Source organism: Pectobacterium actinidiae, assembly GCF_000803315.1.
GTDB classification, from domain to species: Bacteria; Pseudomonadota; Gammaproteobacteria; order Enterobacterales; family Enterobacteriaceae; genus Pectobacterium; species Pectobacterium actinidiae.
In genome coordinates, this window is the sequence record NZ_JRMH01000001.1 from 1,026,746 (window position 1) to 1,051,974 (window position 25,229).

The following is a 25,229-nucleotide window of genomic DNA, read 5'->3' on the forward strand; positions in this document are numbered from 1 at the left end:
CGATCTTGATATCGATACTTATCGTTTAGGTAGCACCTAACTCTGGCGTTGATTCACTGCTACTTCCGTCAGTGAGCCGACGAGAAATGGTCACCTGAAATTGCACTACTATTAAATCAGGTAGAGAATTTGTTAGGTCAGGCAACGAGTTAAACCACAGTGTTGCCGTGCCGATAACGTGTTAAGAATAAAATAATTGGCTCTTTAATAGAGAACGATTGATAGTGTAAGCTTGAAATACAATGCGTGTGCCCCCACTCACTGAAGAGGGAAAGTGGGCACAGCAGGTAAGGATTCTCGGCCGTATGAGTTGTTCAACTAGGGCGGGGCAGGGTTCCATAGTCATCCCTCTCTATCTCTAGTAGAATTGAGTAATACTATGATTGAACAGCGCAATGATTGAACAGCGCAATGATTGAACAACGCTAAGAGTGCCGGACGCATTTTATCTAGGAGACGTGAATGTCATACAGTGGCGAACAAGAAAGACAAGCACCTCATATGGCATTAGTGCCGATGGTGGTTGAACAGACCTCGCGTGGGGAACGTTCTTACGATATCTATTCCCGTCTGCTAAAAGAACGGATAATCTTCCTGACTGGTCAGGTAGAGGATCACATGGCGAATCTGGTTGTGGCACAGATGCTGTTTCTGGAAGCCGAAAACCCAGAAAAAGACATTTATCTGTACATTAACTCTCCAGGTGGCGTCATTACTGCCGGTATGTCCATTTACGACACCATGCAGTTTATCAAGCCAGATGTGAGCACGATCTGTATGGGACAGGCCTGTTCCATGGGCGCATTCCTGTTGACGGCGGGAGCCAAAGGTAAACGTATTTGCCTGCCTAACTCGCGCGTCATGATTCACCAGCCATTGGGTGGTTTCCAAGGGCAGGCAACGGATATTGAAATCCATGCCAAAGAAATACTGAAAGTGAAAGCCAAGATGAATGAACTGATGGCGAAACATACGGGTCAGCCTCTCGAAGCGATAGAGAGAGACACCGAGCGTGATCGTTTCCTCTCTGCCAGTGAGGCTGTAGACTACGGTTTGGTAGACTCCGTATTCACTAACCGTGGGTAATAATTCGCCATATTAGCGGTCTGGTGTAGCTAAAATCAGTGTTCGACCGATAGTCTGTTGTGCGGGGTTATTTTACGCGTATTGGCTATAAGTATCGGCGTTCGTTGTAGCGGTATCGCTGTGGTTAGCCTGCGGGCAAAAGACGAAAAAGAGGTTTAACTCATGACAGATAAGCGCAAAGACGGTTCAGGAAAGTTACTGTACTGCTCTTTTTGCGGCAAAAGCCAGCATGAAGTGCGTAAGCTGATTGCCGGGCCGTCGGTGTATATCTGCGATGAATGTGTTGACTTGTGTAACGACATTATTCGCGAAGAGATTAAAGAAGTGGCGCCACACCGTGAGCGCAGTGCGTTGCCGACGCCACACGAAATTCGCCGCCACCTTGACGATTACGTCATTGGTCAAGAACAGGCCAAGAAGGTGTTGGCTGTTGCGGTGTATAACCACTATAAACGCTTGCGTAATGGTGACAGCAGCAACGGGATCGAACTGGGTAAAAGTAACATCCTGCTGATCGGTCCGACAGGTAGCGGTAAAACGCTGCTGGCTGAAACGCTGGCGCGCTTCCTGGATGTTCCGTTCACCATGGCGGATGCGACCACGCTGACTGAAGCGGGTTACGTCGGTGAAGACGTTGAAAACATCATTCAGAAGCTGTTGCAGAAGTGCGATTACGATGTGCAGAAAGCGCAGCGCGGCATTGTCTATATCGATGAAATCGACAAGATTTCTCGTAAGTCAGACAACCCGTCGATCACCCGCGATGTATCTGGTGAAGGCGTGCAGCAGGCGCTGCTGAAGCTGATTGAAGGCACCATTGCAGCGGTTCCACCGCAGGGTGGCCGTAAGCATCCGCAGCAGGAGTTCTTGCAGGTTGATACTTCCAAGATCCTCTTTATCTGCGGCGGCGCGTTCGCGGGTCTGGACAAGGTGATCGAGCAGCGTACTGATACAGGACGCGGCATCGGTTTTAACGCAACGGTTAAAGGCTCGGCTGACAAAGCAACAGAAGGCGAGCTGCTAAGCAATGTGGAACCGGGGGACTTGATTAAATTCGGTTTGATTCCTGAGTTTATCGGTCGTCTGCCAGTCGTTGCGACGCTGAGAGAATTGAGCGAAGACGCATTGATTCAGATTCTGCGTGAGCCGAAGAATGCACTGACCAAACAGTATCAGGCGCTGTTCAATCTGGAAGGTGTTGAGCTGGAATTCCGCGATGAAGCGCTGACGGCGATTGCCAAGAAAGCGATGGCGCGTAAAACCGGTGCACGTGGCCTGCGTTCTATCGTTGAAGCTGCTCTGCTGGATACTATGTACGACCTGCCATCGCTGGAAAGCGTTGATAAAGTCGTCATTGATGAATCCGTTATTGCGGGTCAGTCCGAGCCATTGCTGATCTATGGCAAACCTGAGACACAGCAGGCTTCCGGCGAATAATTAATCAATTTGGCTGTATCAAAAAATAAAAATGGGGGATTTATCCCCCATTTGTTTTTTACACGCATGCTGGTCGTTGAATGTGAGACATTTATCCCCATATACTCAAATACCTATTTGATGAAACCCGTGAAAACCGCGTTTCATGAGATTCCCATAACCTGGCGGAAACGAAACTAAGAGAGAGCTCTATGAACCCTGAGCGTTCCGAACGCATAGAAATCCCCGTATTGCCATTGCGCGATGTGGTGGTTTATCCGCACATGGTCATTCCGTTGTTTGTTGGTCGTGAGAAATCGATTCGGTGCCTTGAAGCCGCAATGGATCATGATAAGAAGATCATGCTGGTGGCACAGAAAGAAGCCTCAACGGATGAGCCAAGTATTAACGATCTTTTCTCGGTAGGGACGGTAGCCTCAATTCTTCAAATGCTGAAACTGCCGGACGGCACGGTAAAAGTGCTGGTCGAGGGGTTACAGCGTGCGCGTATTACGACGCTTTCTGACAGCGGTGAGCATTTCGCTGCACACGCAGAATATCTTGATTCTCCTGCGATTGATGAACGCGAGCAGGAAGTGCTCATGCGTACGGCGATCAATCAGTTTGAGGGATACATCAAGCTAAACAAAAAGATCCCACCAGAAGTGCTGACGTCTCTGAACAGCATTGATGATGCTGCGCGTTTAGCCGATACCATTGCTGCGCACATGCCGCTGAAATTGGCTGATAAGCAGTCTGTACTTGAAATGTTCGATATCACTGAACGTTTGGAGTACCTGATGGCGATGATGGAATCTGAAATCGACCTGTTGCAGGTAGAAAAACGGATTCGTGGCCGCGTTAAGAAGCAAATGGAAAAAAGCCAGCGTGAGTACTATCTGAATGAGCAAATGAAAGCCATTCAGAAAGAGCTGGGTGAGATGGATGACGCTCCGGATGAACACGAAGCGTTAAAGCGCAAGATTGAAGCGGCGAAAATGCCGAAAGACGCGCGTGAAAAAGCTGAAGCTGAGCTACAAAAGCTGAAAATGATGTCACCGATGTCGGCAGAAGCGACGGTAGTGCGCAGCTATATCGACTGGATGGTGCAGGTGCCGTGGAATGCGCGCAGCAAAGTGAAGAAAGACTTGCTGAAAGCGCAGGAAATGCTGGATACCGACCATTATGGTTTGGATCGCGTGAAAGAACGTATCCTCGAATACCTCGCGGTACAGAGCCGTGTCAGCAAGATTAGAGGGCCGATTCTGTGTCTGGTGGGGCCTCCTGGCGTGGGTAAAACCTCGCTCGGTCAATCCATCGCCAAAGCGACCGGACGTCAATATGTGCGCATGGCGCTGGGTGGCGTGCGTGACGAAGCGGAGATCCGCGGGCATCGCCGTACCTATATCGGTTCAATGCCGGGCAAGTTGATCCAGAAAATGGCGAAAGTCGGTGTGAAAAACCCTCTATTCCTGCTGGATGAGATCGACAAGATGTCTTCCGATATGCGTGGCGATCCGGCTTCTGCTCTGTTGGAAGTGCTCGATCCTGAGCAGAACGTAGCGTTTAACGATCACTATCTTGAAGTCGACTACGATCTGTCCGATGTGATGTTTGTTGCGACGTCTAACTCCATGAACATCCCGGCACCGCTGCTTGACCGTATGGAAGTCATTCGTCTTTCCGGCTATACCGAAGACGAAAAACTGAATATCGCCAAACAGCATTTGCTGCCGAAGCAGATCGAACGTAATGCGCTGAAAAATGGCGAGCTGTCTGTAGAGGACAGTGCGATTGTTGGCATTATCCGTTATTACACGCGTGAAGCTGGCGTGCGTAGCCTTGAGCGTGAAATCTCCAAGCTATGCCGTAAAGCAGTAAAAACGCTGTTGATGGATAAATCGACTAAGCATATCCAGATTACGGGCGATAACCTTAAGGATTTCCTTGGGGTACAGCGCTTTGACTATGGTCGTGCGGACGATGAAAATCGCGTAGGGCAGGTGACTGGTCTGGCCTGGACGGAAGTTGGCGGCGATCTGCTGACGATTGAAACCGCATGTGTTCCGGGCAAAGGTAAACTGACGTATACCGGTTCGTTGGGTGAGGTCATGCAGGAGTCGATTCAGGCTGCGCTTACCGTCGTTCGTGCCAGAGCGGAAAAATTAGGCATCAATGCTGATTTTTACGAGAAGCGTGATATCCATGTTCACGTTCCAGAGGGTGCGACGCCGAAAGACGGCCCGAGTGCGGGGATCGCGATGTGTACTGCATTGGTTTCTTGTTTGACAGGGAACCCGGTGCGTGCCGATGTGGCGATGACAGGGGAAATTACCCTGCGTGGTTTGGTGCTGCCGATTGGTGGTCTGAAAGAGAAGCTGCTGGCCGCACACCGTGGTGGTATCAAGACAGTATTGATTCCAGATGACAACAAGCGCGATCTGGAGGATATCCCACAGAACGTGATTGCCGATCTGGAAATCCATCCGGTGAAACGTATTGAGGAAGTGTTAGCGTTCGCGTTGCAGAATGCGCCTTCTGGCATGCAAGTGGTCTCGACACCGAAAGCCAAGACCAAAGCCAAGGCAAAATAGTGACCTGTCGCAAAAACCCTTGAGAAAATCAGGGCTGGTGAGTGAAATCGTGCTTGCCAGCTTTTTTTTGTACCGCTAAGTTAGAGCACTGTTAGTTTTAGCCGTAACGGGCTGAGCATGACAGTATTGATAATAAGTTACGTGTCGCGTCTTGGGACATTGAAGCGCGATAAGAGAATTCCAGAGGGGATGACAGAGTGAACAAGTCACAATTGATCGACAAAATTGCCGCAGATGCTGATATTTCCAAAGCGGCAGCAGGGCGTGTGTTAGATGCAATTATTGGTTCCGTTACCGAATCCCTGAAAGAAGGGGATGATGTTGCTTTGGTTGGTTTTGGTACTTTCTCAGTGCGTGAACGTGCTGCTCGTACCGGCCGTAACCCGCAAACGGGTAAGGAAATCAGTATCCCTGCGGCGAAAGTACCAGGATTCCGTGCTGGTAAAACGTTGAAAGACGCCGTTAACTGATTATTACGTCACAGGTTTGGCTGATAACCACTTTGGGTGCCAAACAATACCTGACGCAATGATATTGGTAGGGTAAGATACGAGGCGCATCATTTTATGATGTGCCTTTTATTTATATAGGACTATACATACCCGACACGCGACAGAACGTAGCGAAGGCGACGTTAAAACCGATGGTATTGTTTTTTAAACATCAACATTGTTTCTAAACATCGTAGCTGGCCGTTCTGGTGGCGGGCAATAAGCTTAGTGCGCCCTAGCCTTGTATTGGGCTATAGCAATCGCAAGGATGCATGGCTCCGGCCAGCGCAGGGAGTTTTATCCATTCTACAGCGGAGTGTTGTCACATTATGATGGACAATTTACGTACGGCCGCGAATAACGTCGTGCTCAAAATTATTCTTGCTTTGATCATCGCATCATTCGTTCTAACTGGCGTTGGTGATTATCTTATTGGTGGTTCAGGAGATTACGCTGCAAAGGTGAACGGGCAGGAAATTACCCGCGCACAGCTTGAGCAGGCGGTACAGAACGAACGTAGTCGTCAGCAGGAAACCTTGGGTGAGAATTTCTCTCTTCTGGCGAGTAATGACGGCTACATGCAGCAATTGCGTAAGCAGGCACTCTCCCAACTCATTGATGAAACGTTGTTGGATCAGTATGCCAACAAATTGGGACTGAACATCAGTGATGAGCAAATCAAACAGGCAATCTTTGACGTTCCGGCGTTTCAGACCAACAACCGTTTTGATAATGAAAAGTATCTGGATCAGGTTCGTCGCCTTGGCGTAACGCCGGATATGTATGCTCTGATGCTGCGTAAGCAACTGACTTCACAGCAGCTGATTCGCGGCTTTGGTAATACCGCATTCCTGCTGCCGCAGGAGATCGATAATCTGGTGAAACTGGCGGCACAAGATCGCGTGGTTCGTGTCGCAACCATTGATATTGCTGCCAAGGCGAAAGCCCAGACGGTTGCTGACGATGAAGTCCAGAGTTATTACGATCAAAACAAAGGGAATTTCATCGCACCAGAAGAATTCAAAGTCAGCTATATCACGCTGGATGCGGCAAGCATCATGGACGGCGTGAAAGTAGACGATGCTGCCATCAACGATTTCTACGAACAGAACAAGAACGATTACTCCCAACCTGAGCGCAAAAAATTCAGTGTTATTCAGGTGAAAAATGAGGCTGATGCAACGTCTGTTCTGGATGCGCTGAAGCAAGGTGGCGATTTCGCTACGTTGGCGAAAGAAAAATCAACGGACGTTATCTCGCGTCGCAACGGTGGCGATCTGGGATGGATGGACGAAAACAGCACAATTGATGAGCTGAAGCAGGCAAAACTGACGGAGAAAGGTCAGGTTTCTGACGCGATTAAATCTTCTGTTGGCTATCTGATTGTGCGTCTGGATGATGTTCAACCTCAGCAGGTCAAACCGCTGAGCGAAGTGCGTGCCGAGATCGCTGAGAAAGTGAAGCATGAGAAAGCGCAGGATGGTTACTATGCGCTGCAACAAAAAGTCAGCGAAGCGGCAAGCAATGACAACGAATCTCTGGCCTCAGCAGAAGAAGCTGCCGGTGTGAAAGCCACGCAGACCGACTGGTTTACGCGTGAGAAAGTTCCTGCTGCGCTGAACTTCCAGCCGGTAACGCAGGCTATCTTTAGCGGTGCACTGTTGGGCGAAAACGGTGCTGCGGGCAACAACTCTGATGTGATTAATGTCGACGGCGATCGTGCTTTTGTTCTGCGTATCACGGAGCACAAGCCTGAAAGTACTCGCCCTCTGGATCAGGTGCGTACTGAGATCGTTGAGGTGTTGAAACGTCAGAAGGCTGAACAGCAGGCTCGTGTAGACGCTGAAAAAATTCTGGCTGAGCTGAAGCAAGGTAAAGACGATGCGCTTAAAGCGGCAGGTCTGAGCTTTGGTGAAGCAAAAACGATGTCTTCTATCTCTCAGGGTGATGCAACGGCCGAGGCAATTTTTGCTATGCCTCATCCAGAAAAGGATAAGCCATCTTATGCAATTACTCAGGATCAGGCTCGTAATGTCGTGCTGGTGGCGTTGGATAGCGTGACACCACATCAGCTAAACGACGAGCAGAAAACACAGTTTGCCAGCCAGGTTCAGCAAGGTTCTTTGGGCGCACTGTTTGATTCTCTGCTGTCCAGCTTGCGTAGTGAAGCGAAAATCAAGATGGGCAATGCGGCGCAAGAACAGCAATAAGCTCCGCAAAAATTTGCAAATCGTTGCAACAACAGAAGGCCGCTTTCGCGGCCTTTTCCACATTTAAATTCTGCTGTTTGCGGTGTTGATGGGTCTGCGGCAAGGTAGCGGTGCTGTCACACACAAGGAGGAAACAGCATGAAAAAATCAGGAATAAAAGCACTGTGCTTAATCATTGGAATGAGTTTGTCTGGGTTGCCATTGCTGGGTCAGGCGGCACCTAAATCGGCCGACAGTACGGCGACAGCGGTGAAGTCTGCGCCAGCAGATCAGAAAGCGGAAAAAGCAACGCTTCCTGATGGTGATGAAGATAAGGTGAGCATTAATGCCGCAAGCGCCGCTGAATTGGCGGAAATAATGAATGGCGTCGGCCTTAAAAAGGCAGAAGCGATCGTTAGCTATCGTGAGCAAAATGGCCCTTTTACCCAGGTCGATCAATTAACGGAGGTTCCAGGAATTGGGGCGGCGTTGGTTGAGCGAAATCTCACTCGTTTAAAACTGTGATATTAGTCGCAGCCCAGTCGAGCATTTCTTCTGGGCTGTGAACCTCTGCTAGGCTAATTATCAGGTCATACCAGTTATTGGTGTTGTCACAGGAGTATTACCGCTATGCAGACTTTCATTACCGTTCGTGGTTATCACATTGATGTTTATCAGCACGTTAATAACGCGCGCTATCTGGAATTTTTGGAAGAGGCGCGTTGGCAATGGCTGGAAACATTGCCTGCTTTTGGCTGGATGCATCGCAACAAGATTGCTTTCGTCGTGGTGAACATCAATATCAACTATCGCAAGCCTGCCGTTCTCGGTGACGTGCTGCGTATTGATAGCGAACTGCTACAGATGAATACGAAAAGTGGCGTGATCAGTCAGAAGATAACCCGGGTATCTGATGAAAGCGATGTGGCGGATGCCACGTTGACGTTTGTTTGCATCGATTTATCGACGCAAAAAGCACTGCTGCTGGAGGGCGAACTACTGGAACACTTAAATGAGATTCGCCGTTAACATGAAACAACAGGCCATTGCTGCACGGCGTGGCCTGTTTTTTTACTTGGTGTGGCGTTTCTGCGTGGTGACGTGAAGTATCAGCGTAACCCTGTTTTCTGTTTTAGTAATGCCATGACAGCGGCGGCGTCGTTTTGATATTGCGCGAGCCCATTTGCCCGTAAATGGCAGGCGGCACACTGACCACAACCATCACCCTTGATGCCGTTATAGCAGGTCAGCGTGTGGTAACGAACGGTATCGAGTTGCTGGTAATAATCCGCCAGCGCCCAGGTTTCAGCCTTATTAAGCCACATCAGCGGGGTTTCAAAACGAATATCGCGGGCAATGCCTAAAACAATGGCCTGATTCAGTGCCTTGACGAATTCGTCGCGACAATCTGGATAGCCGGAAAAGTCGGTCTCACATACACCGGTAATGACTGCCTCTGCACCAACCTGATAGGCGTAGATAGAGGCGAGCGTCAGGAAGAGAATATTTCTTCCTGGAACAAAGGTGTTGGGGATGCCCTGTGAATTGGCGTCGTAATCGGGGACTGGAATATTGTCACGCGTCAGGCTGCTGGTGGCGAGTTCATTCAGTAAACCGACGTCCAGAACCTTATGTGCTGTTGCCCCCAGTCTCTGGCTGAGTTCCCGAGCGACATCAATTTCAGCACGGTGACGTTGCCCATAATCGAAGGTGATGCAGTGGACGTCATCATAATCTTGCAGAGCCTGAATCAGGCAGGTTGTGGAATCTTGTCCACCGCTAAAAACGACAACAGCACGCTTCATTCTTCATTCACCTTAGTGCGGGGTGTGATGCAAAGCCGCTATGTTACCTGAAAAATAGCCCGTATTCAGCGCTGCGGCTGTGCGCTGAATACACCAGCCTTACACCGGGCTGAGTTCCGGCATGAGAGATGACATTTCTGGGGTGTTCAGGGCATCAAGGTACGGGGTTATGTCGCCGATATTTTTTTCTACCCAACTGCTGTTGTAGTAGGTGTCCAGATAGCGTTCGCCGCTGTCGCACAGCAGGGTCACAATCGCGCCTTTTTGACCTCGGTTCACCATCTCTTTGGCCAGTTGCAGCATACCCCAGACGTTGGTGCCGGTAGAGGCTCCCGCTTTGCGGCCTAACACGCTTTCCAGCCAGTGCAGCGTTGCGATGCTGGCAGCATCTGGCACTTTGATCATGCTATCAATGACGTCAGGAATAAAAGACGGTTCGGCACGCGGGCGACCAATACCTTCTATCCGGCTACCACATGGGCCAGTGATGGAGCGATCACGCTGTTGGTAACAGTCGTAGAAGACAGAATGTTCTGGATCGACGACGACCAGTTGCGTATCCAGCCCCTGATAGCGAATGTAGCGTCCGAGCGTGGCTGACGTTCCGCCAGTTCCTGCGCTCATCACGATGTAATCCGGCACGGTATGCGGTTCACGTGCCATTTGGCGGTAAATGCTGTCGGCAATATTGTTGTTGCCGCGCCAGTCGGTGGCACGTTCGGCGTAGGTGAACTGATCCATATAATGGCCGTTCATCTCTTGTGCGAGCTGTTCGGATGCGGCATAGATTTGTCCTGCCTGTTCGACAAAATGGCAGCGTCCGCCATAGAAAGCGATTTGCTCGATTTTTCTTTTTGCAGTGCAGGAGGGCATGACGGCGATAAACGGCAGGCCAAGTAAACGGGCAAAATAGGCTTCTGACACGGCTGTGCTGCCGGATGACGCTTCGATAATTGGCGTGCCTTCTTTAATCCAACCGTTGCACAGCCCGTAGAGAAATAAGGAACGAGCCAGGCGATGCTTCAGGCTACCGCTGGGGTGCGTGCTTTCATCTTTGAGATAAAAATAGATCCCGGGATAGTCCGGTAGGGTCAGTCGGATAAGATGCGTATCAGCCGAACGCTGAAAATCTGCTTCGATAGCGCTGATGGCATTTTTAACCCAGGCATTGGTCATGATGAAAACTCGGTTAGGCTGTGATGTAAATAGAGTAACGAGTTTTTAGGATAAAAAAATTACCTTTTTATCTCCTTATGGGTAATTTAAGGGAATTATTTACTCTTTTTATATCTAAGTATGGGGTATTTTTCCACATGCGGGGCATGGTGAGTTACTATCTCGAAATTGATGGGAACGGCGGGGTTTATGCAACGCAGGTCGGTAGGGTCATCACCATGCCAATGGTGCTATCGCCGCAATTTTTCGGCGGAAGAGTATTACTTTTCTCTTTTAATGGGGGAGAGTAGGAAACGTTTTCTATCGATGGCGCCATATTGGGTAAAACTATATTAGGTAGAACTATGCTGGATAAAATTGATCGCACACTGCTGAATATGTTGCAACAGGATTGCACGCTTTCGCTACAGACGCTGGCCGATGCGGTTAACCTGACATCTACGCCATGCTGGAAACGGCTGAAACGTCTGGAGGAGGAAGGGATCATCCGGGCTCGGGTGGCGCTGTTGGATAATGAACGTCTGGGTCTAGGGCTGACGGCGTTTGTCTTATTGAAGACGCAGCAGCATAACCGTGACTGGTATCAAACCTTCACCCGTGTAGTGTCTGACATGCCGGAAGTGCTGGCTTTCTATCGCATGGCTGGTGAGTACGACTATCTGATGCAGGTTCAGGTTGCTGATATGAAAAGCTATGATGATTTCTATAAGCGGCTGGTGAATGGTATTCCTGGGCTGGTCGATGTAACATCAAGCTTTGCTATGGAACGAATCAAACATACCACGGCACTGCCTTTATCCCTGTGATTCATCGTTCATACTCGTCATACTTCAAGTTGCATGTGCGTTGGCAGCATTCAGTCACCCGAATCACTTACTTGAGTAAGCTCATCGGGATTCCTTCTCTTGCCGCCTTCCTGAAACTTGAATTATTTAGTGTATATCCGTCTTTTGTATAATCACCTTTCTGAGTCTGTCATGACCCGTCTGGCTATTGGAATGAAAACCGCGTGAGACTGTTTGCTCAACTGAGTTGGTATTTTCGCCGCGAATGGCGGCGCTATCTGGGCGCTATTGCGCTATTGATTGTGATTGCCATTCTGCAATTGCTCCCCCCTAAACTGGTCGGCGTAATTGTCGATGGCGTGACGCAACACGGCATGTCGATGACCGAAATGATGAAGTGGATTGGCGTAATGCTGCTCACGGCTATCATGGTGTATCTGCTGCGCTACGTGTGGCGCGTGTTCCTGTTTGGTGCGTCATACCAGTTGGCGGTTGAGCTACGAGAGGATTTTTACCGTCAACTGAGCCGCCAGCATCCGGCGTTTTACCAACGTCACCGTACTGGCGATCTGATGGCGCGTGCGACTAACGATGTCGATCGTGTGGTCTTTGCCGCCGGAGAGGGCGTGCTGACGCTGGTCGATTCGATGGTAATGGGCTGCGCTGTGCTGGTTGTCATGTGTACGCAGATCAGTTGGGAACTCACTCTGCTGGCGTTGCTTCCGATGCCGTTTATGGCGATTTTCATCAAACGCTACGGCACACAGCTGCATAACCGTTTTAAATCCGCACAGGCGGCGTTTTCTTCGCTGAACGATCAGGCGCAGGAAAGTTTGACCAGCATTCGGATGATTAAATCCTTTGGGTTGGAAAACTATCAATCTGCACGTTTTGCGCAGGTTGCGGCGGACGCCGGTGCTAAAAATATGCAGGTCGCCCGTGTTGATGCCCGCTTCGATCCCACCATTTATATTGCCGTTGGGCTTTCGAATTTGCTGGCGATTGGCGGCGGTAGTTGGATGGTGATTAACGGTTCGCTGACGTTAGGTTTATTGACCAGCTTCGTTATGTATCTGGGATTGATGATCTGGCCAATGCTAGCGCTGGCCTGGATGTTTAATATTGTTGAGCGTGGTAGCGCGGCATATAGCCGTATTCGACAGTTGCTTGCGGAAGAACTCGTGGTGAAAGACGGTGAGGAATCCTTGCCTGCCGAGCGAGGCGTGCTGGACGTGAATATCTCTGCGTTTCGCTACCCGGATAATACCCGTGATGCGTTACAACATATTCAGTTTACGCTGGCGCCGGGCAATATGCTGGGGCTATGTGGGCCGACAGGTTCGGGTAAAAGTACGCTGCTGGCGTTGATTTTGCGTCATTTCGATACCCAATCGGGAGAGATTCGTTATCACGATCGCCCATTGAGCGCTATTCGGTTGGATGAGCTTCGGAGTCGTTTTGCTGTTGTAGGGCAAATGCCCTTTTTGTTTTCCGATACGGTGGCACAAAACATCGCACTGGGTCGGCCTGATGCTACCCAACAACAAATTGAACAGGCAGCGCGGCTTGCCAGCGTTCATGACGATATTCTGCGTTTGCCTCAGGGTTACCAGACTGAAGTCGGAGAGCGCGGCGTGATGTTATCAGGCGGTCAAAAACAGCGGATCGCGATTGCCCGAGCATTACTGCTGGATGCAGAAATTCTGGTGTTGGACGATGCGCTGTCTGCGGTTGATGGGCGAACGGAACACCAGATTTTGCAGAATCTCAAAACGTGGGGCGAAAAACGGACGCTGATTATTAGTGCACATCGCCTGTCAGCCCTAACCGAAGCGAATGAAATCGTGGTATTGCAGCAAGGGCAAACCGTGCAGCGTGGTACACATCGGACGCTGGCGGCACAGCCTGGTTGGTATCGGGATATGTACCGTTATCAACAGCTGGAGGCGGCGTTGGATGATGTGCCGCAGTTGGAAGGAACGAAAAATGAATAGCCCTCAACAGTTTTGGCCAACCCTGAAACGTCTGCTGGCCTACGGTTCACCCTGGCGAAAACCATTGTTACAGGGTGTCCTGATGCTGTGGATTGCTGCAATCGCTGAAGTCTCAGGCCCCGTATTGGTGAGCTATTTTATTGACGACTTGGTAGCAAAAGGCCAGTTCCCGCTGGCGATTGCGGCTGGCCTGGCAATAGCTTATATCCTGCTGCAAATTCTGGCGGCCTCGTTGCACTATTTTCAGACGCTGCTGTTTAATCGTGTTGCGGTGGGTGTCGTTCAGCAATTGCGTATTGATGTGATGGATGCGGCGTTGCGCCAGCCACTGAGTACATTTGATACGCAACCTGTCGGGCAACTGATTTCACGCGTCACCAATGACACTGAGGTGGTGAAAGACCTGTACGTCATGGTGGTGTCAACGGTGTTACGCAGTGCGGCGCTGGTTGGGGCGATGCTGGTGGCGATGTTCAGCCTGAACTGGAAGATGGCGCTGGTTGCGCTGATGATTTTCCCTGCGGTCGCCACGGTCATGGTGCTGTACCATCGTTTTAGTACGCCGATTGTGCGCAAAGTGCGGAGCTATCTGGCCGACATTAATGATGGTTTCAATGAAGTGATTAATGGCATGGGCGTCATTCAGCAGTTTCGCCAGCAGGCTCGCTTTGGCAAGAAGCTGGGTGCCGCTAGTCACGAACATTATGAAGCGCGGATGATGGCCTTGCGTCTGGAAGGTTTCCTGCTGCGGCCGCTGCTGAGCCTGTTTGCTGCGATGGTACTGTGCGGTCTATTGATCCAATTCGGTTTTAGCTCGATCGGAGCGGTTGGCGTTGGGGTCTTATACGCCTTTATCAACTATTTAGGCCGTCTGAATGAACCGCTGATTGAGCTGACAACTCAACAATCCATGTTACAGCAGGCCGTTGTTGCCGGTGAACGTATCTTTGAGTTGATGGATGGCGCAAAACAGGGGTACGGCGATGATGATCGTCCGCTTGCTTCGGGGCGCGTCGATATTGACGATGTTTCTTTCTCATACGGTACAGAAAAACGCGTGCTACAGAATATCTCGCTGACGATCCCGGATCGCGGGTTCGTCGCGCTGGTCGGGCATACCGGTAGTGGGAAAAGTACGCTAGCCAGTTTGCTTATGGGGTATTACGCGCCAGATGAGGGCGAGATTCGGCTCGATGGCCGTCCGCTATCGACGCTCTCTCATGCGGTTTTGCGCCAAAATGTGGCAATGGTGCAACAGGATCCGGTTGTGTTGGCGGAATCCATGTTTGTGAATGTGACGCTGGGGCGTGATATCAGCGAGGGGGACGTCTGGCGCGTGCTGGAAGTGGTTCAACTTGCTGAACTGGTTCGGGCTTTCCCTGAAGGATTGCATACGCGCATTGGTGAGCAGGGAAATAACCTGTCTACCGGACAAAAACAGCTGTTGGCGATTGCGCGGGTGCTGGTGCAAACGCCTAAGATCCTGATTCTTGATGAAGCGACTGCGAATATTGACTCAGGTACGGAGCAGGCGGTACAGAAGGCGCTGCGCATTATCAGGGAACAAACGACCTTGATTATTATCGCCCATCGGCTCTCCACTATCGTTGAGGCCGACACGATTATGGTGCTCCATCATGGGCAAACCGTTGAGCGGGGAACGCATGAGCAGTTGCTGCAACAGCAGGGTCGCTATTATCAAATGTATCAGTTGCAACTCGCGGGAGAGGATCTTGCTGCTACCAGTACTGAATCTTGCCCTGCGCACTGAGACTTACCTGAGGTAGTATCCAGGTCTGCACCGCCTTGTGTGGTGCAGACTGACAGTCTATTCATGGCTTCGCACCATCAATAAGCATCGTGATTCTGGTTTTCGCCCGAGTTGCACTGAAAATACTCTTCATGCACTTATTTGGTGCAATTCTTGCCCGAATTTTCCTACATTCCTTTCCCATACTGTTTTCTTTTTGCCCTGTCTTATCGTTAATAGCGTCCTCTTTCCTGATTTATGCCAGATAAATCATTTATGGCACACCCTTTGCTTTAATCATGACGTAGACCTACTTCATAGAGCATGTAATCGAACAAGTGACGGGCGAAAGCCTGAACGTAATGGCTAGGGGGAAGATAAATGAAACTGGTTACTGTGGTGATAAAACCATTCAAGCTGGAAGATGTACGTGAAGCGTTATCTTCTGTCGGCATCCAGGGACTCACCGTCACTGAGGTGAAAGGATTTGGTCGTCAGAAAGGACATGCGGAGCTATATCGTGGCGCGGAATACAGCGTTAATTTTTTACCCAAGGTGAAAATTGATATCGCCATTGCAGACGATCAACTGGATGAAGTGATCGACGTCATCAGCAAAGCCGCGTACACCGGAAAAATTGGTGATGGCAAAATTTTTGTTGCCGAGTTGCAAAGGGTTATCCGTATTCGTACGGGTGAAACTGACGAAGCCGCACTTTAAAAACACCTAGCGTAGATACGTAAATAGGGATGGATGAAAATGAAAAAACGACTCTCTTCATTAGGTCTCGGTGTGGCGGCATTACTCCCGTCCTGGGCAATGGCTGCGACACCGACGATTGATAAAGCGGATAACGCTTTTATTATGATTTGTACCGCACTGGTACTCTTTATGACTATACCGGGCATTGCATTGTTTTACGGCGGCCTGATCCGTTCTAAGAACGTTCTGTCTATGATGACGCAGGTGAGCGTAACGTTCGCGATGGTTTGTATCCTGTGGGTCGTTTACGGATATAGCCTGGCCTTCAGTGAAGGTAACGCCTTCTTCGGTGGCTTCAGCACGTTTATGCTGAAAGGCATCGGGATTGAGTCCATCAGCGGCACCTACTATCAATTTGTACATGTGGCCTATCAGGCTTCATTTGCCTGCATCACCGTCGCACTGATTGTCGGTGCGATTGCTGAGCGTATTCGTTTCTCTGCTGTGCTGATCTTCGTTGCGCTGTGGCTGACGTTCTCCTACCTGCCGATGACGCACATGGTATGGGGCGGTGGTTATTTGGCTCTGGATGGTGCGCTGGACTTCGCGGGCGGTACAGTGGTTCACATCAACGCCGCAGTTGCTGGGTTGGTGGGGGCTTACCTGCTGGGCAAACGTGCTGGTTTTGGCAAAGAAGCCTTCAAACCGCATAACCTGCCGATGGTATTTATCGGTACGGCGATCCTGTACATCGGCTGGTTTGGTTTCAATGCCGGTTCTGCGGGGGCTGCGAACGGTGTCGCCGCTCTGGCTTTCCTGAATACGGTTGTCGCCACGGCTGCTGCGATTCTGGCATGGGTTGGCGGTGAGTGGATGGTGCGCGGCAAACCTTCTCTGCTGGGCGCGTGCTCTGGTTGTATCGCCGGCCTGGTAGCAATCACGCCAGCGGCGGGTACGGTTGGTGTGGGTGGCGCACTGATAATCGGTCTGGCTGGCGGTATTGCAGGCCTGTGGGGCGTAACGGTACTGAAAAGATGGCTGCGTGTCGATGACCCATGTGATGTGTTCGGTGTTCACGGCGTGTGCGGTATCGTCGGCTGTATCCTGACTGGCGTATTCTCTTCGGCTTCGCTGGGTGGTACTGGCTATGCAGAAGGCGTGACGATGGCGCATCAGGTTTGGGTTCAGTTGTTCAGCGTCATTGTTTGTCTGGTGTGGTCGGGCGTGGTGGCATTCGTTGCCTTCAAAGTGGCGGATATGATTGTCGGCCTGCGTGTACCTGAAGATCAAGAACGCGAAGGTTTGGACGTCAACAGCCATGGCGAGAGCGCTTACAACCAATAAGCGCGCTAAAATTAGTCAGTGAGATGGCTTAATACAAGTAGACAGGCGTGGGATTGACTCCACGCCTGTTTTATTATCAGTCTTAAACCACCTCCTAATGAGGTGGTTTTTTATGTTACGAGGCTGCCGCAAGATTTACTGCTGGCGGCGACGTATGACGCCTTCCTGCACGCTGGATGCAACCAGCACGCCTTCCCGAGTATAAAATTGCCCACGTACGAAACCACGAGCACCGGATGCGGACGTGCTTTCCACGGTATATAACAGCCAGTCATCTAGCCGGAAATCACGGTGGAACCACATCGAGTGATCGATTGTGGCGACCTGCATACCCGGTTCCAAAAAGCCAACGCCGTGAGGCTGCAAGGCCGTAAGTAGGAAATTGCAGTCAGACGTATAGCCGAGCAGGTATTGGTGAATACGCTTATCGTCCGGCAGCGGGCTGCTGGCACGGCACCAGACGTGTCGCACTGGCTCATCCACTTCACCTTTTAGTGGATTATGGAATTTAACCGGACGCATCTCAATCGGGCTGGCCTGAATAAATTTATCGCGAAAGCGGGGGGGCAGAAGGTGCTGCATGTCTTGTGCGATTTCCTGCTCGGATTTCAGATCCTCAGGTGGTGCGACGTTTGGCATCACATTTTGGTGCTCAAACCCTTCTTCATGACTTTGAAATGAGGCCGTCATATAAAAAATAGGGCGACCATTCTGGATAGCCCTCACGCGTCTGGCGCTGAAACTGTTGCCGTCACGTAGGTTTTCAACGTCATAAATAATAGGTTTCTGACTGTCTCCTGGTAGTAAAAAGTAGCTGTGGAAAGAGTGAATGTTGCGCTCGACGGGGACAGTTTGTTTGGCAGCCGACATGGCCTGGCCGACGACTTGTCCGCCAAAGACCTGACGCAGTCCCAAATCATCGCTTTGTCCGCGAAATAGCCCTTCTTCGAGCTTCTCTAAATGCAGGAGGTCGAGAAGATGTTGTAGTGATTGACTCATGGTATCGGCCCCAATAGATGCGAATGGCTAGTCATCTGTTTGTTTTTTAATGTGTAAAATGTCTTCTTGTGAGTTTTTTACTACAATAAATGTGTGGGTTTCAGGAAAATATCAGAATATTGCACCATCATTATGGTGTTGGTTGAATCATACTATTTATTAGTACCGGTTTTCGATACCGGTAGTCTGACAATAATAAAGGAGACTGACCGAATGAAATTATGGCATATCTTAGGCGGTATCACGTTATCAATGACTCTGGCTGCATGCGCACAGAGGGGTGATTATGGCGTTTCTCCTCAGACAGGTGCACCTGTCACCTCTGCTTCTTCACAGCGCCCGGCTGTCGCGATGCCTGCGGTAACCGGTACTGTGAATATTCGTCAGCGTATTGCGCTACCTCACAACGCCGTTTTGACCGTTACCGTGTCTGATGCATCGCTGGCGGATGCGCCTTCAAAAGTGATTACCCAGCGTGTAACACGTACAGAAGGAAAGCAGGCACCTTTCCAATTCGAACTCCCGTATAATCCGGCAGATATTCAGCCCAACGCGCGCATTTTACTCAGCGCAGCTGTTGCGATCGATAATCGCATTGTGATGGTGACGGAGAACGTCTTGCCAGTTATTAGCAACGGGGTGAATAACGCCGATTTGGTGCTGGTACCTGTCGCCTCTGTTCCCTTACCAGCGAAAAATCAGGGATCAATGATATCTAATCCGGCGAATCAGACACCTCACATGCTTCAGGGGCAGTCTGGCGCATCATCCGTGGCTCCTCAGCCAGTCTGGTAATTTATCTGGATACGCGCCGTTATGGCGCGTATTGCCAGCGATATTTCGCAAGATCAACTTTCCCCTGATGATTGAAAATGATTCCCTCCGCCTGTAGCGCTGATTTCTGGCGTACATAGTCTCCACCGACCAGCGATATTTCGCCTTTACGATTAATTACCCGATGCCAGGGGAGTTTGCTGTCTTTCGGCAGGCGTTTTAATACCCCGCCGACTTGTCGGGATGCTCTGGGGGAATCGGCAAGCTGTGCAATGTCGCCATAGGTGGCTATTTTTCCGTAAGGAATCGCTGCGACGATTTGAAAAACGCGCTGGCGAAAATTATCGTGTTCTTCTGACATCAGCGGATGTTCCTGCTGTTCCTAAATCGATTGAACATCATAGTGGCACAGTGGGGTGGGTAAGAAAACAACGGTTAGTCTGTGTTAGCTTGCAATTGCTTATCCCATCGCCGATAATGCCCACCGCTTTGTGACACGTTGCGATTATCATGTGCATGCTGTTATAAAGTCGTCAATGGAGGCCCTGTCGGTTCTCCCGCAACACTAACCTGTGGATTCGGTCAGGTCCGGAAGGAAGCAGCCGCAGCAGGAGACGTGTGTGCCGGGATGTAGCTGGCAGGGCCTCCACCATTTCTGACTTCGTTAGCCACCTTCATCGTCAGGCTGGTCTTTATCTCCTGCACGTAAACCACATTCTCTGCCAAACCCGTTTTATGATATACATAAACGCCCAGCCGCCATTCTTTGCTCGATAGATGTCATTTACCGATCGCTGTTTCTTCAAGGAGATGAGCGAGCATCTTTACTCAGCGAGTAATAATTGTGGTAATTATTACCTCCTCTGTTTTCATCACGGGATATACTGTTAGTGGATCCTATCAATGCGATTGTTATAAACGATAATTGCAGGAGAAATAAGCGTGAGGTGTGAGGAAGAATTCGTTTTTACTTAATATGAAAAATACAATTTGTTACAAGTCTTATGCAATTAATACGTTAAAAAGATAATAAAAACAAAGGCCGATAATATTATCGGCGCAGTGTATTTAATGTCAGTTTTTGTATACGCTTTGTTAGGAATTAACGGACGTATCGCCATACTGCGGTAGGAACTTTATCGTAGAGTTTGTTCATTGTCAGTTCAGCCAGACGATGATCGGCTGCGGAAAAGAACATCTCCAGTTCATCATTAGAGAGTTCATACTTGTTTTTTTCTATAACGCGTTCGAGAGTGTCAATGGTTGTGCATTTACGCAAACGCATCAAATAGTCGATTTTTTTCATAATAGCCTATGCAAACAGTACCTGGTGGTTTAAAAAATATAAATAAATTATTGCTTAAGTTTTAGCAGGCGTACAGACGTTCTCCCCTGAGAACATTCCGAATAATTTTGCTTTGGACTTCTGCCAACGCCGTAGTTCCGCATCATTAATGCCGTAGTTGCTAAACAAGACGTAAGTATCATCCAAATACTTTTCAACCTGCTCTGAAAGTTCACTTTCGTTAGGGTATTTTATTTTAAATGTGAGAATAAACGTAGCGATATGCTCAATAAGTTCATTTAATTGGAGATTGATCGCAGATGTTGGATCATTGACCCAGCCGTGACTGCTATCGCCTAACGTCGCTATACTTTCGTCACACAGATTCTCACATAAGAATCTGAGTTGGGCAATATCATAATGTTTTGGTGTGTACTCATCCATATCAATCCCTCCGTTAAGCCGTTATTCAGTGTTACTGCGGTTAACACCTGGTAAACAGGTAGACTGATGAAGCTTGCAAGATAACAGGTAGACTGATGAAGCTTGCAAGATAAAGACATTAGCATTGTTTCGTATTCATGCTGTTACAAATAATGCGTCGAGCCATTGTGATTTGTTCAGCAATGAATGAGATAACAAAGATTTTGTACCTCCTACTATCTACTATGTCGCGAAATAGGGCTGGCGTAAATACCAACATATCATGACTTAACCTTAAGTATAGTTCTACCAAGCTGGCTACGATTACGTCATTCTATATATGACTATAGCAAAAGCGTCCGTAGAATTCGCGGATAATAGATAAGGTTTTTATTGCTATTTATTTTGATTAAAGCTCGGATTTTTTGTTGTAACAACGAGCATAGAATAAACTCGGCTGTTGCTTATTTAATTATTTCTATCTGAAAATCTGAGAAATGGCAGAAGGAATGCAAGGGATTGTTCAGTTGATAAGGCTGATTGATGCTCGTTATCTTATTGTTTCAGCAGTTTTTTCGTGCAGATTATCCCGTACAGTCTGGTTAGCGTCATAACACAGGCTGTATCGGGATATGGTCGAGAAAGATTAACCTTTTTTCTTTTTTCCGCCTTGCACGGCCTTAAAGCGCGGGTTTGATTTGCATATAACGTAAACTCGTCCGCGACGGCGGACTACAATACAATCCTTATGGCGGTTTTTTGCTGAACGTAGTGAACTAAGCACCTGCATTTAATAGCCCTCTCTGATTACTTGAAGAAGTTCCCAAAGCGCTGCTGGAAGCGCGCTGTGCTACCTTCTTTGGAATATTCTTTTTGCTTCCCGGTGTAATAGGGATGCGATGCCGAAGAAACGTCAATCGTGACGTAAGGGTAGTTGGTTCCCTCTAGTTCGATGGTACGATCGGTTTTAATCGTTGACCCTGTCTTGTAATAGACATCCGCGCTGGTGTCATGGAATACCACCGTGCGATAGTCAGGATGAATGCCTGCTTTCATAGTTACCTCATTTGTTATGTTATAACATATCTATTATGTTGCGCTTTTTTGACATCCGGATCAACCATTATGTTGTCGTGAGGCCGTAACATCCTCTGAGCCACTATGGGTACGGATAAAGATGTAATCAGAGCTACACGGCGTGAATCGATTTGAAAGGGGTAGGGTGCAGGAAAGTAAAAAAGGCCGCTAGGCGGCCTTTTAGGGGATATAGAAGGGTATTCTGTCTTAGTGTGCTGTTGTGTCGTCGACTTTCTTACCGAAACGACGGCGGACAACCACAAAGAACACTGGAACGAAGAAGATAGCCAGCACGGTTGCTGTAATCATCCCGCCCATTACGCCAGTACCAACGGCGTTTTGTGCACCGGAGCCTGCACCACTACTGATGACCAGCGGCATAACACCGAGGATAAAGGCAAGTGATGTCATCAGGATTGGACGCAAACGCATACGAACGGCATCGAGCGTTGCTTCTATGAGCCCTTTCCCTTCTTTTTCCATCAGATCTTTAGCAAATTCGACAATCAATATGGCGTTCTTCGCCGATAGCCCTATGGTTGTCAGCAGGCCCACCTTAAAGTAAACGTCGTTTTCAAGACCTGTCATATTCGCCGCAATTAACGCACCGATGATCCCCAATGGAACAACCAGCATGACGGAGAACGGTATTGACCAGCTTTCATAAAGCGCTGCCAGACACAGGAACACGACAATCAGTGAAATAGCATAGATTGCAGGTGCCTGGTTGCCTGATAACCGCTCTTGATAGGACATGCCCGTCCATTCGTAACCGATACCCTGCGGTAATTTGGTGACGAATTCTTCCATCAACGCCATGGCTTCACCGGTACTCTTACCTGGAGCTGCTTCGCCCTGTATCTGCATGGATGGTTGGCCGTTATAACGCTCCAGACGCGGTGAACCGTATTCCCAGTGGCTCTGCGTGAATGCGGAGAATGGCACCATTTGTCCGTTGCTACCGCGGATGTACCAGTTTTTTATGTCATCTGGCAGCATACGGAAAGGCGCATCGGCTTGAACGTAAACTTTCTTCACGCGACCGCGATCGATGAAGTCATTCACATAGGATCCGCCCAGCGTTGTTGCCAGCGTTGAACTGATATCCGACAGTGACACACCAAGCGCTTGCGCTTTTTCCTGATCGATATCGAGGCGGAACTGCGGTGTATCTTCCATCCCGTTAGGACGAACTTGCACCAGCGTATCAGGATGTTGTGCTGCCATACCTAGCAGTTGGTTACGTGCTTCTGTCAGTTTTGCATGGCCAAGGTTAGCTTGGTCAATCAACTGGAAGTCGAAACCTGTTGCGGTACCCAGTTCGATAATCGCAGGGACGTTGGCTGCAATCACGATAGCTTCTTTATATTGACTGAAGGCCGCGTTAGCCCTGCCCGCAATTGCCTGGACTTTATTCTCTGCACCGCTTCGTTCACTCCAGTCACTCAGACTGGCGAAGGCCAGACCGGCGTTTTGCCCACGACCTGAGAACCCGAAGCCCGTCACGGTAAACACAGATTTGACGTTATCTTTCTCATTTTCGAGATAGTATTGCGTCATTCTGTCCATGATTTTCTGGGTATTTTCCTGCGTCGCACCTGAAGGCAACTGAACAATGTTCAGCAGAACGCCCTGATCCTCGTCTGGTAGGAAGGAGGTCGGTAAACGTAAGAACAACAATGCCAGACCTACAACAATCAACAGATAGATGACCAGATAACGACCCGTGCTGCGCAGAATATTTGCCACGCTATCGGTGTAGTGACTCGTGCTTTTCTCGAACAGTCTGTTGAACCAGCCGAAGAAACCTGTTTTCTCACCGTGATCGCCTTTGGCAATCGGTTTCAACAGCGTTGCACAAAGCGCTGGCGTCAAAATTAACGCAACCAGAACCGACAGCACCATCGCAGAAACGATTGTGATGGAGAACTGGCGGTAGATTGCCCCTGTAGAACCACCAGTAAAGGCCATCGGGACGAATACTGCGGACAGGACCAGCGCAATACCAACCAACGCGCCTTGAATCTGTTCCATGGACCGTTTTGTGGCTTCTTTAGGCGGTAGACCTTCTTCCGCCATGACACGTTCCACGTTTTCCACGACGACAATCGCGTCATCCACCAGAAGCCCGATGGCGAGCACCATCGCGAACATCGTCAAGGTGTTAATGGAATAACCAAACGCGGAGAGGATAGCAAACGTCCCGAGCAAGACGACGGGCACCGCGATGGTTGGGATCAGCGTGGCGCGGAAGTTCTGCAAGAACAGATACATGACCAGGAATACCAGTACGATGGCTTCCACCAGTGTTTTCACCACTTCGTTGATGGAGATTTTAACGAAGGGGGTGGTATCGTACGGATAAACGACTTTCAGGCCAGCAGGGAAAAATTCTTCCGCTTTGGTCAGTGCATTTTTTACGGCGGTTGCGGTATCCAGTGCGTTCGCACCTGTTGCCAGTTTGATACCGATACCGGCAGCGGGCTTACCATTAAAACGTGCTATGACGTCGTAGCCTTCTGCACCCAGTTCAACGCGCGCGACATCTCCAAGGCGAACCTGAGAACCATCAGCATTGACTTTCAGCAGTATTTTAGAAAACTCCTCTGCTGAATTCAGACGGGTTTGCGCAATGATCGAGGCGTTCAACTGCTGACCGGGAACCGGTGGCGAACCACCCAACTGCCCTGCGGCGATCTGGTTGTTTTGCACTTGGATCGCAGTGGTAACATCGCCTGCTGTTAACTGGTAATTATTCAGTTTGTTCGGATCCAGCCAGATACGCATCGCGTACTGGGAACCAAACAGCTGTGCGTCACCTACGCCGGATGTACGGCTGATGGGGTCTTTAACGTTAGCGGCCACGTAGTCAGCGATATCTTCCTGCGACATTTTACCGTCTTCACTGATGAAGGCGGCAACCATGAGGAAGCTGCTACTTGATTTCTGAACGTTAACCCCTTGCTGCTGTACTTCTTGCGGCAGCAGCGGCATGGCCAGTTGCAGTTTGTTCTGCACCTGAACTTGCGCGATATCTGCATCCGTAGCAGCATCAAAAGTCAGCGTAATCTGAACCGTACCTGAGGAGTCGCTGCTTGATGACATGTACATCAGGTTATCGATACCGTTCATATTCTGTTCGATAACCTGCGTCACGGAATCTTGCAGCGTTGATGCATCGGCCCCTGGATACGTTGCTGTGATGTCAATCGCGGGTGGTGCGATCGTTGGATACTGGGCAATAGGTAACTTAACAATTGCCAGCAACCCCGTCAGCATCACCATGATGGCGAGTACCCATGCAAAAATGGGTCGATCTATAAAAAACTTAGCCATGAA

The 25,229-nt window shown here is 49.5% G+C and carries 22 protein-coding genes and 1 other RNA gene; 14 read left to right on the plus strand and 9 right to left on the minus strand.

Annotated elements, in window-relative coordinates; all coding sequences use genetic code 11:
• The first annotated feature begins 462 nt into the window (after nucleotides 1-462).
• The 7 genes from clpP to KKH3_RS04285 all read left to right on the plus strand — a co-directional run bounded on the left by clpP (nucleotide 463) and on the right by KKH3_RS04285 (nucleotide 8,805).
• A complete protein-coding gene (gene clpP / locus KKH3_RS04255) occupies nucleotides 463-1,086 on the plus strand; it encodes an ATP-dependent Clp endopeptidase proteolytic subunit ClpP (protein WP_010282141.1) in 624 nt (207 codons plus the stop codon).
• A gap of 162 nt (nucleotides 1,087-1,248) precedes the next feature.
• The gene (gene clpX / locus KKH3_RS04260; protein WP_039356160.1) at nucleotides 1,249-2,523 is read left to right on the plus strand and encodes an ATP-dependent protease ATP-binding subunit ClpX; all 1,275 of its coding nucleotides are present in this window, start codon (nucleotides 1,249-1,251) and stop codon (nucleotides 2,521-2,523) included.
• A 191-nt stretch (nucleotides 2,524-2,714) separates the two neighbouring features.
• Complete coding sequence (gene lon / locus KKH3_RS04265; RefSeq protein WP_039356163.1) at nucleotides 2,715-5,096, plus strand: endopeptidase La; 2,382 nt, start codon at nucleotides 2,715-2,717, stop codon at nucleotides 5,094-5,096.
• A 197-nt stretch (nucleotides 5,097-5,293) separates the two neighbouring features.
• Nucleotides 5,294-5,566 (plus strand): nucleoid-associated protein HU-beta, encoded by a 273-nt coding sequence (gene hupB / locus KKH3_RS04270; protein ID WP_005976031.1) that lies wholly within the window; start codon nucleotides 5,294-5,296, stop codon nucleotides 5,564-5,566.
• A 350-nt stretch (nucleotides 5,567-5,916) separates the two neighbouring features.
• Nucleotides 5,917-7,797 (plus strand): peptidylprolyl isomerase, encoded by a 1,881-nt coding sequence (ppiD, locus tag KKH3_RS04275; protein ID WP_039356166.1) that lies wholly within the window; start codon nucleotides 5,917-5,919, stop codon nucleotides 7,795-7,797.
• 138 nt (nucleotides 7,798-7,935) lie between these two features.
• The gene (locus tag KKH3_RS04280) at nucleotides 7,936-8,301 is read left to right on the plus strand and encodes a helix-hairpin-helix domain-containing protein (protein WP_039356169.1); all 366 of its coding nucleotides are present in this window, start codon (nucleotides 7,936-7,938) and stop codon (nucleotides 8,299-8,301) included.
• 105 nt (nucleotides 8,302-8,406) lie between these two features.
• Nucleotides 8,407-8,805 carry a YbgC/FadM family acyl-CoA thioesterase gene (locus KKH3_RS04285; protein WP_039356172.1) on the plus strand — a complete coding sequence of 133 codons (399 nt, stop codon included), beginning with the start codon at nucleotides 8,407-8,409 and terminating at the stop codon, nucleotides 8,803-8,805.
• An 80-nt stretch (nucleotides 8,806-8,885) separates the two neighbouring features.
• On the opposite strand, the gene queC is transcribed toward KKH3_RS04285, so the two are convergent.
• Together queC and KKH3_RS04295 are read right to left on the minus strand one after the other, a co-directional pair.
• Entirely contained in the window at nucleotides 8,886-9,581 is a 696-nt protein-coding gene (queC, locus tag KKH3_RS04290; RefSeq protein ID WP_039356175.1) for a 7-cyano-7-deazaguanine synthase QueC, read from the minus strand.
• Between the two features lie 99 nt (nucleotides 9,582-9,680).
• Nucleotides 9,681-10,757, minus strand: a complete 1,077-nt coding sequence (locus KKH3_RS04295; RefSeq protein WP_039356178.1) for a PLP-dependent cysteine synthase family protein — start codon at nucleotides 10,755-10,757, stop codon at nucleotides 9,681-9,683.
• A 344-nt stretch (nucleotides 10,758-11,101) separates the two neighbouring features.
• Here KKH3_RS04295 and KKH3_RS04305 point away from each other — a divergent pair, with 344 nt between their 5' ends.
• From KKH3_RS04305 to amtB, 5 genes are all read left to right on the plus strand, one after another.
• Nucleotides 11,102-11,563, plus strand: a complete 462-nt coding sequence (locus KKH3_RS04305) for an Lrp/AsnC family transcriptional regulator (protein ID WP_005976040.1) — start codon at nucleotides 11,102-11,104, stop codon at nucleotides 11,561-11,563.
• 203 nt (nucleotides 11,564-11,766) lie between these two features.
• The gene (locus KKH3_RS04310) at nucleotides 11,767-13,536 is read left to right on the plus strand and encodes a SmdA family multidrug ABC transporter permease/ATP-binding protein (RefSeq protein WP_039356184.1); all 1,770 of its coding nucleotides are present in this window, start codon (nucleotides 11,767-11,769) and stop codon (nucleotides 13,534-13,536) included.
• Nucleotides 13,529-15,307, plus strand: a complete 1,779-nt coding sequence (locus KKH3_RS04315; RefSeq protein WP_039356187.1) for a SmdB family multidrug efflux ABC transporter permease/ATP-binding protein — start codon at nucleotides 13,529-13,531, stop codon at nucleotides 15,305-15,307. The genes KKH3_RS04310 and KKH3_RS04315 overlap by 8 nt, the downstream gene beginning before the upstream one ends.
• A 360-nt stretch (nucleotides 15,308-15,667) precedes the next feature.
• Entirely contained in the window at nucleotides 15,668-16,006 is a 339-nt protein-coding gene (glnK, locus tag KKH3_RS04320) for a P-II family nitrogen regulator (RefSeq protein WP_002208627.1), read from the plus strand.
• 39 nt (nucleotides 16,007-16,045) lie between these two features.
• Entirely contained in the window at nucleotides 16,046-17,332 is a 1,287-nt protein-coding gene (amtB, locus tag KKH3_RS04325) for an ammonium transporter AmtB (protein ID WP_039356190.1), read from the plus strand.
• 135 nt (nucleotides 17,333-17,467) lie between these two features.
• On the opposite strand, the gene tesB is transcribed toward amtB, so the two are convergent.
• On the minus strand, nucleotides 17,468-18,331 hold the full coding sequence (gene tesB, locus KKH3_RS04330) for an acyl-CoA thioesterase II (RefSeq protein ID WP_039356193.1): 864 nt from the start codon (nucleotides 18,329-18,331) through the stop codon (nucleotides 17,468-17,470).
• A 213-nt stretch (nucleotides 18,332-18,544) separates the two neighbouring features.
• Here tesB and KKH3_RS04335 point away from each other — a divergent pair, with 213 nt between their 5' ends.
• On the plus strand, nucleotides 18,545-19,126 hold the full coding sequence (locus KKH3_RS04335) for a YbaY family lipoprotein (RefSeq protein WP_039356196.1): 582 nt from the start codon (nucleotides 18,545-18,547) through the stop codon (nucleotides 19,124-19,126).
• 19 nt (nucleotides 19,127-19,145) lie between these two features.
• Here KKH3_RS04335 and KKH3_RS04340 read toward each other — a convergent pair whose 3' ends face one another.
• Nucleotides 19,146-19,466, minus strand: coding sequence for an MGMT family protein (locus KKH3_RS04340; protein ID WP_039356201.1), 321 nt, complete (start codon nucleotides 19,464-19,466; stop codon nucleotides 19,146-19,148).
• 185 nt (nucleotides 19,467-19,651) lie between these two features.
• Here KKH3_RS04340 and ffs point away from each other — a divergent pair.
• Nucleotides 19,652-19,748: signal recognition particle sRNA small type (ffs, locus tag KKH3_RS21525), an RNA gene on the plus strand.
• A 459-nt stretch (nucleotides 19,749-20,207) separates the two neighbouring features.
• Here the strand turns inward: ffs and KKH3_RS04345 are convergent.
• The 5 genes from KKH3_RS04345 to KKH3_RS04360 form a co-directional block, all read right to left on the minus strand.
• Nucleotides 20,208-20,411, minus strand: a complete 204-nt coding sequence (locus KKH3_RS04345; RefSeq protein ID WP_005976087.1) for an HHA domain-containing protein — start codon at nucleotides 20,409-20,411, stop codon at nucleotides 20,208-20,210.
• Between the two features lie 54 nt (nucleotides 20,412-20,465).
• Nucleotides 20,466-20,834 (minus strand): Hha toxicity modulator TomB, encoded by a 369-nt coding sequence (gene tomB / locus KKH3_RS04350; RefSeq protein WP_005976089.1) that lies wholly within the window; start codon nucleotides 20,832-20,834, stop codon nucleotides 20,466-20,468.
• A gap of 625 nt (nucleotides 20,835-21,459) precedes the next feature.
• Complete coding sequence (gene ykgO / locus KKH3_RS21530; protein ID WP_005976091.1) at nucleotides 21,460-21,603, minus strand: type B 50S ribosomal protein L36; 144 nt, start codon at nucleotides 21,601-21,603, stop codon at nucleotides 21,460-21,462.
• A gap of 17 nt (nucleotides 21,604-21,620) precedes the next feature.
• Complete coding sequence (locus KKH3_RS04355) at nucleotides 21,621-21,869, minus strand: type B 50S ribosomal protein L31 (protein WP_039356204.1); 249 nt, start codon at nucleotides 21,867-21,869, stop codon at nucleotides 21,621-21,623.
• Nucleotides 21,870-22,097: 228 nt separating this feature from the next.
• On the minus strand, nucleotides 22,098-25,226 hold the full coding sequence (locus tag KKH3_RS04360; protein ID WP_039356206.1) for an efflux RND transporter permease subunit: 3,129 nt from the start codon (nucleotides 25,224-25,226) through the stop codon (nucleotides 22,098-22,100).
• Nucleotides 25,227-25,229: the final 3 nt, after the last annotated feature.

Excerpts from the sequence above, each read along its gene's own strand:
- glnK (WP_002208627.1), top strand. The coding sequence starts at position 15,668 with ATGAAACTGGTTACTGTGGTGATAAAACCATTCAAGCTGGAAGATGTA.
- tomB (WP_005976089.1), bottom strand. The coding sequence starts at position 20,834 with ATGGATGAGTACACACCAAAACATTATGATATTGCCCAACTCAGATTC.
- KKH3_RS04305 (WP_005976040.1), top strand. The coding sequence starts at position 11,102 with ATGCTGGATAAAATTGATCGCACACTGCTGAATATGTTGCAACAGGAT.
- clpX (WP_039356160.1), top strand. The coding sequence starts at position 1,249 with ATGACAGATAAGCGCAAAGACGGTTCAGGAAAGTTACTGTACTGCTCT.
- KKH3_RS04345 (WP_005976087.1), bottom strand. The coding sequence starts at position 20,411 with ATGAAAAAAATCGACTATTTGATGCGTTTGCGTAAATGCACAACCATT.
- KKH3_RS04335 (WP_039356196.1), top strand. The coding sequence starts at position 18,545 with ATGAAATTATGGCATATCTTAGGCGGTATCACGTTATCAATGACTCTG.
- KKH3_RS04285 (WP_039356172.1), top strand. The coding sequence starts at position 8,407 with ATGCAGACTTTCATTACCGTTCGTGGTTATCACATTGATGTTTATCAG.
- KKH3_RS04280 (WP_039356169.1), top strand. The coding sequence starts at position 7,936 with ATGAAAAAATCAGGAATAAAAGCACTGTGCTTAATCATTGGAATGAGT.
- KKH3_RS04340 (WP_039356201.1), bottom strand. The coding sequence starts at position 19,466 with ATGTCAGAAGAACACGATAATTTTCGCCAGCGCGTTTTTCAAATCGTC.
- tesB (WP_039356193.1), bottom strand. The coding sequence starts at position 18,331 with ATGAGTCAATCACTACAACATCTTCTCGACCTCCTGCATTTAGAGAAG.
- KKH3_RS04360 (WP_039356206.1), bottom strand. The coding sequence starts at position 25,226 with ATGGCTAAGTTTTTTATAGATCGACCCATTTTTGCATGGGTACTCGCC.
- ykgO (WP_005976091.1), bottom strand. The coding sequence starts at position 21,603 with ATGCAGGTGCTTAGTTCACTACGTTCAGCAAAAAACCGCCATAAGGAT.
- KKH3_RS04355 (WP_039356204.1), bottom strand. The coding sequence starts at position 21,869 with ATGAAAGCAGGCATTCATCCTGACTATCGCACGGTGGTATTCCATGAC.
- queC (WP_039356175.1), bottom strand. The coding sequence starts at position 9,581 with ATGAAGCGTGCTGTTGTCGTTTTTAGCGGTGGACAAGATTCCACAACC.
- KKH3_RS04315 (WP_039356187.1), top strand. The coding sequence starts at position 13,529 with ATGAATAGCCCTCAACAGTTTTGGCCAACCCTGAAACGTCTGCTGGCC.
- KKH3_RS04295 (WP_039356178.1), bottom strand. The coding sequence starts at position 10,757 with ATGACCAATGCCTGGGTTAAAAATGCCATCAGCGCTATCGAAGCAGAT.
- amtB (WP_039356190.1), top strand. The coding sequence starts at position 16,046 with ATGAAAAAACGACTCTCTTCATTAGGTCTCGGTGTGGCGGCATTACTC.
- lon (WP_039356163.1), top strand. The coding sequence starts at position 2,715 with ATGAACCCTGAGCGTTCCGAACGCATAGAAATCCCCGTATTGCCATTG.
- ppiD (WP_039356166.1), top strand. The coding sequence starts at position 5,917 with ATGATGGACAATTTACGTACGGCCGCGAATAACGTCGTGCTCAAAATT.
- clpP (WP_010282141.1), top strand. The coding sequence starts at position 463 with ATGTCATACAGTGGCGAACAAGAAAGACAAGCACCTCATATGGCATTA.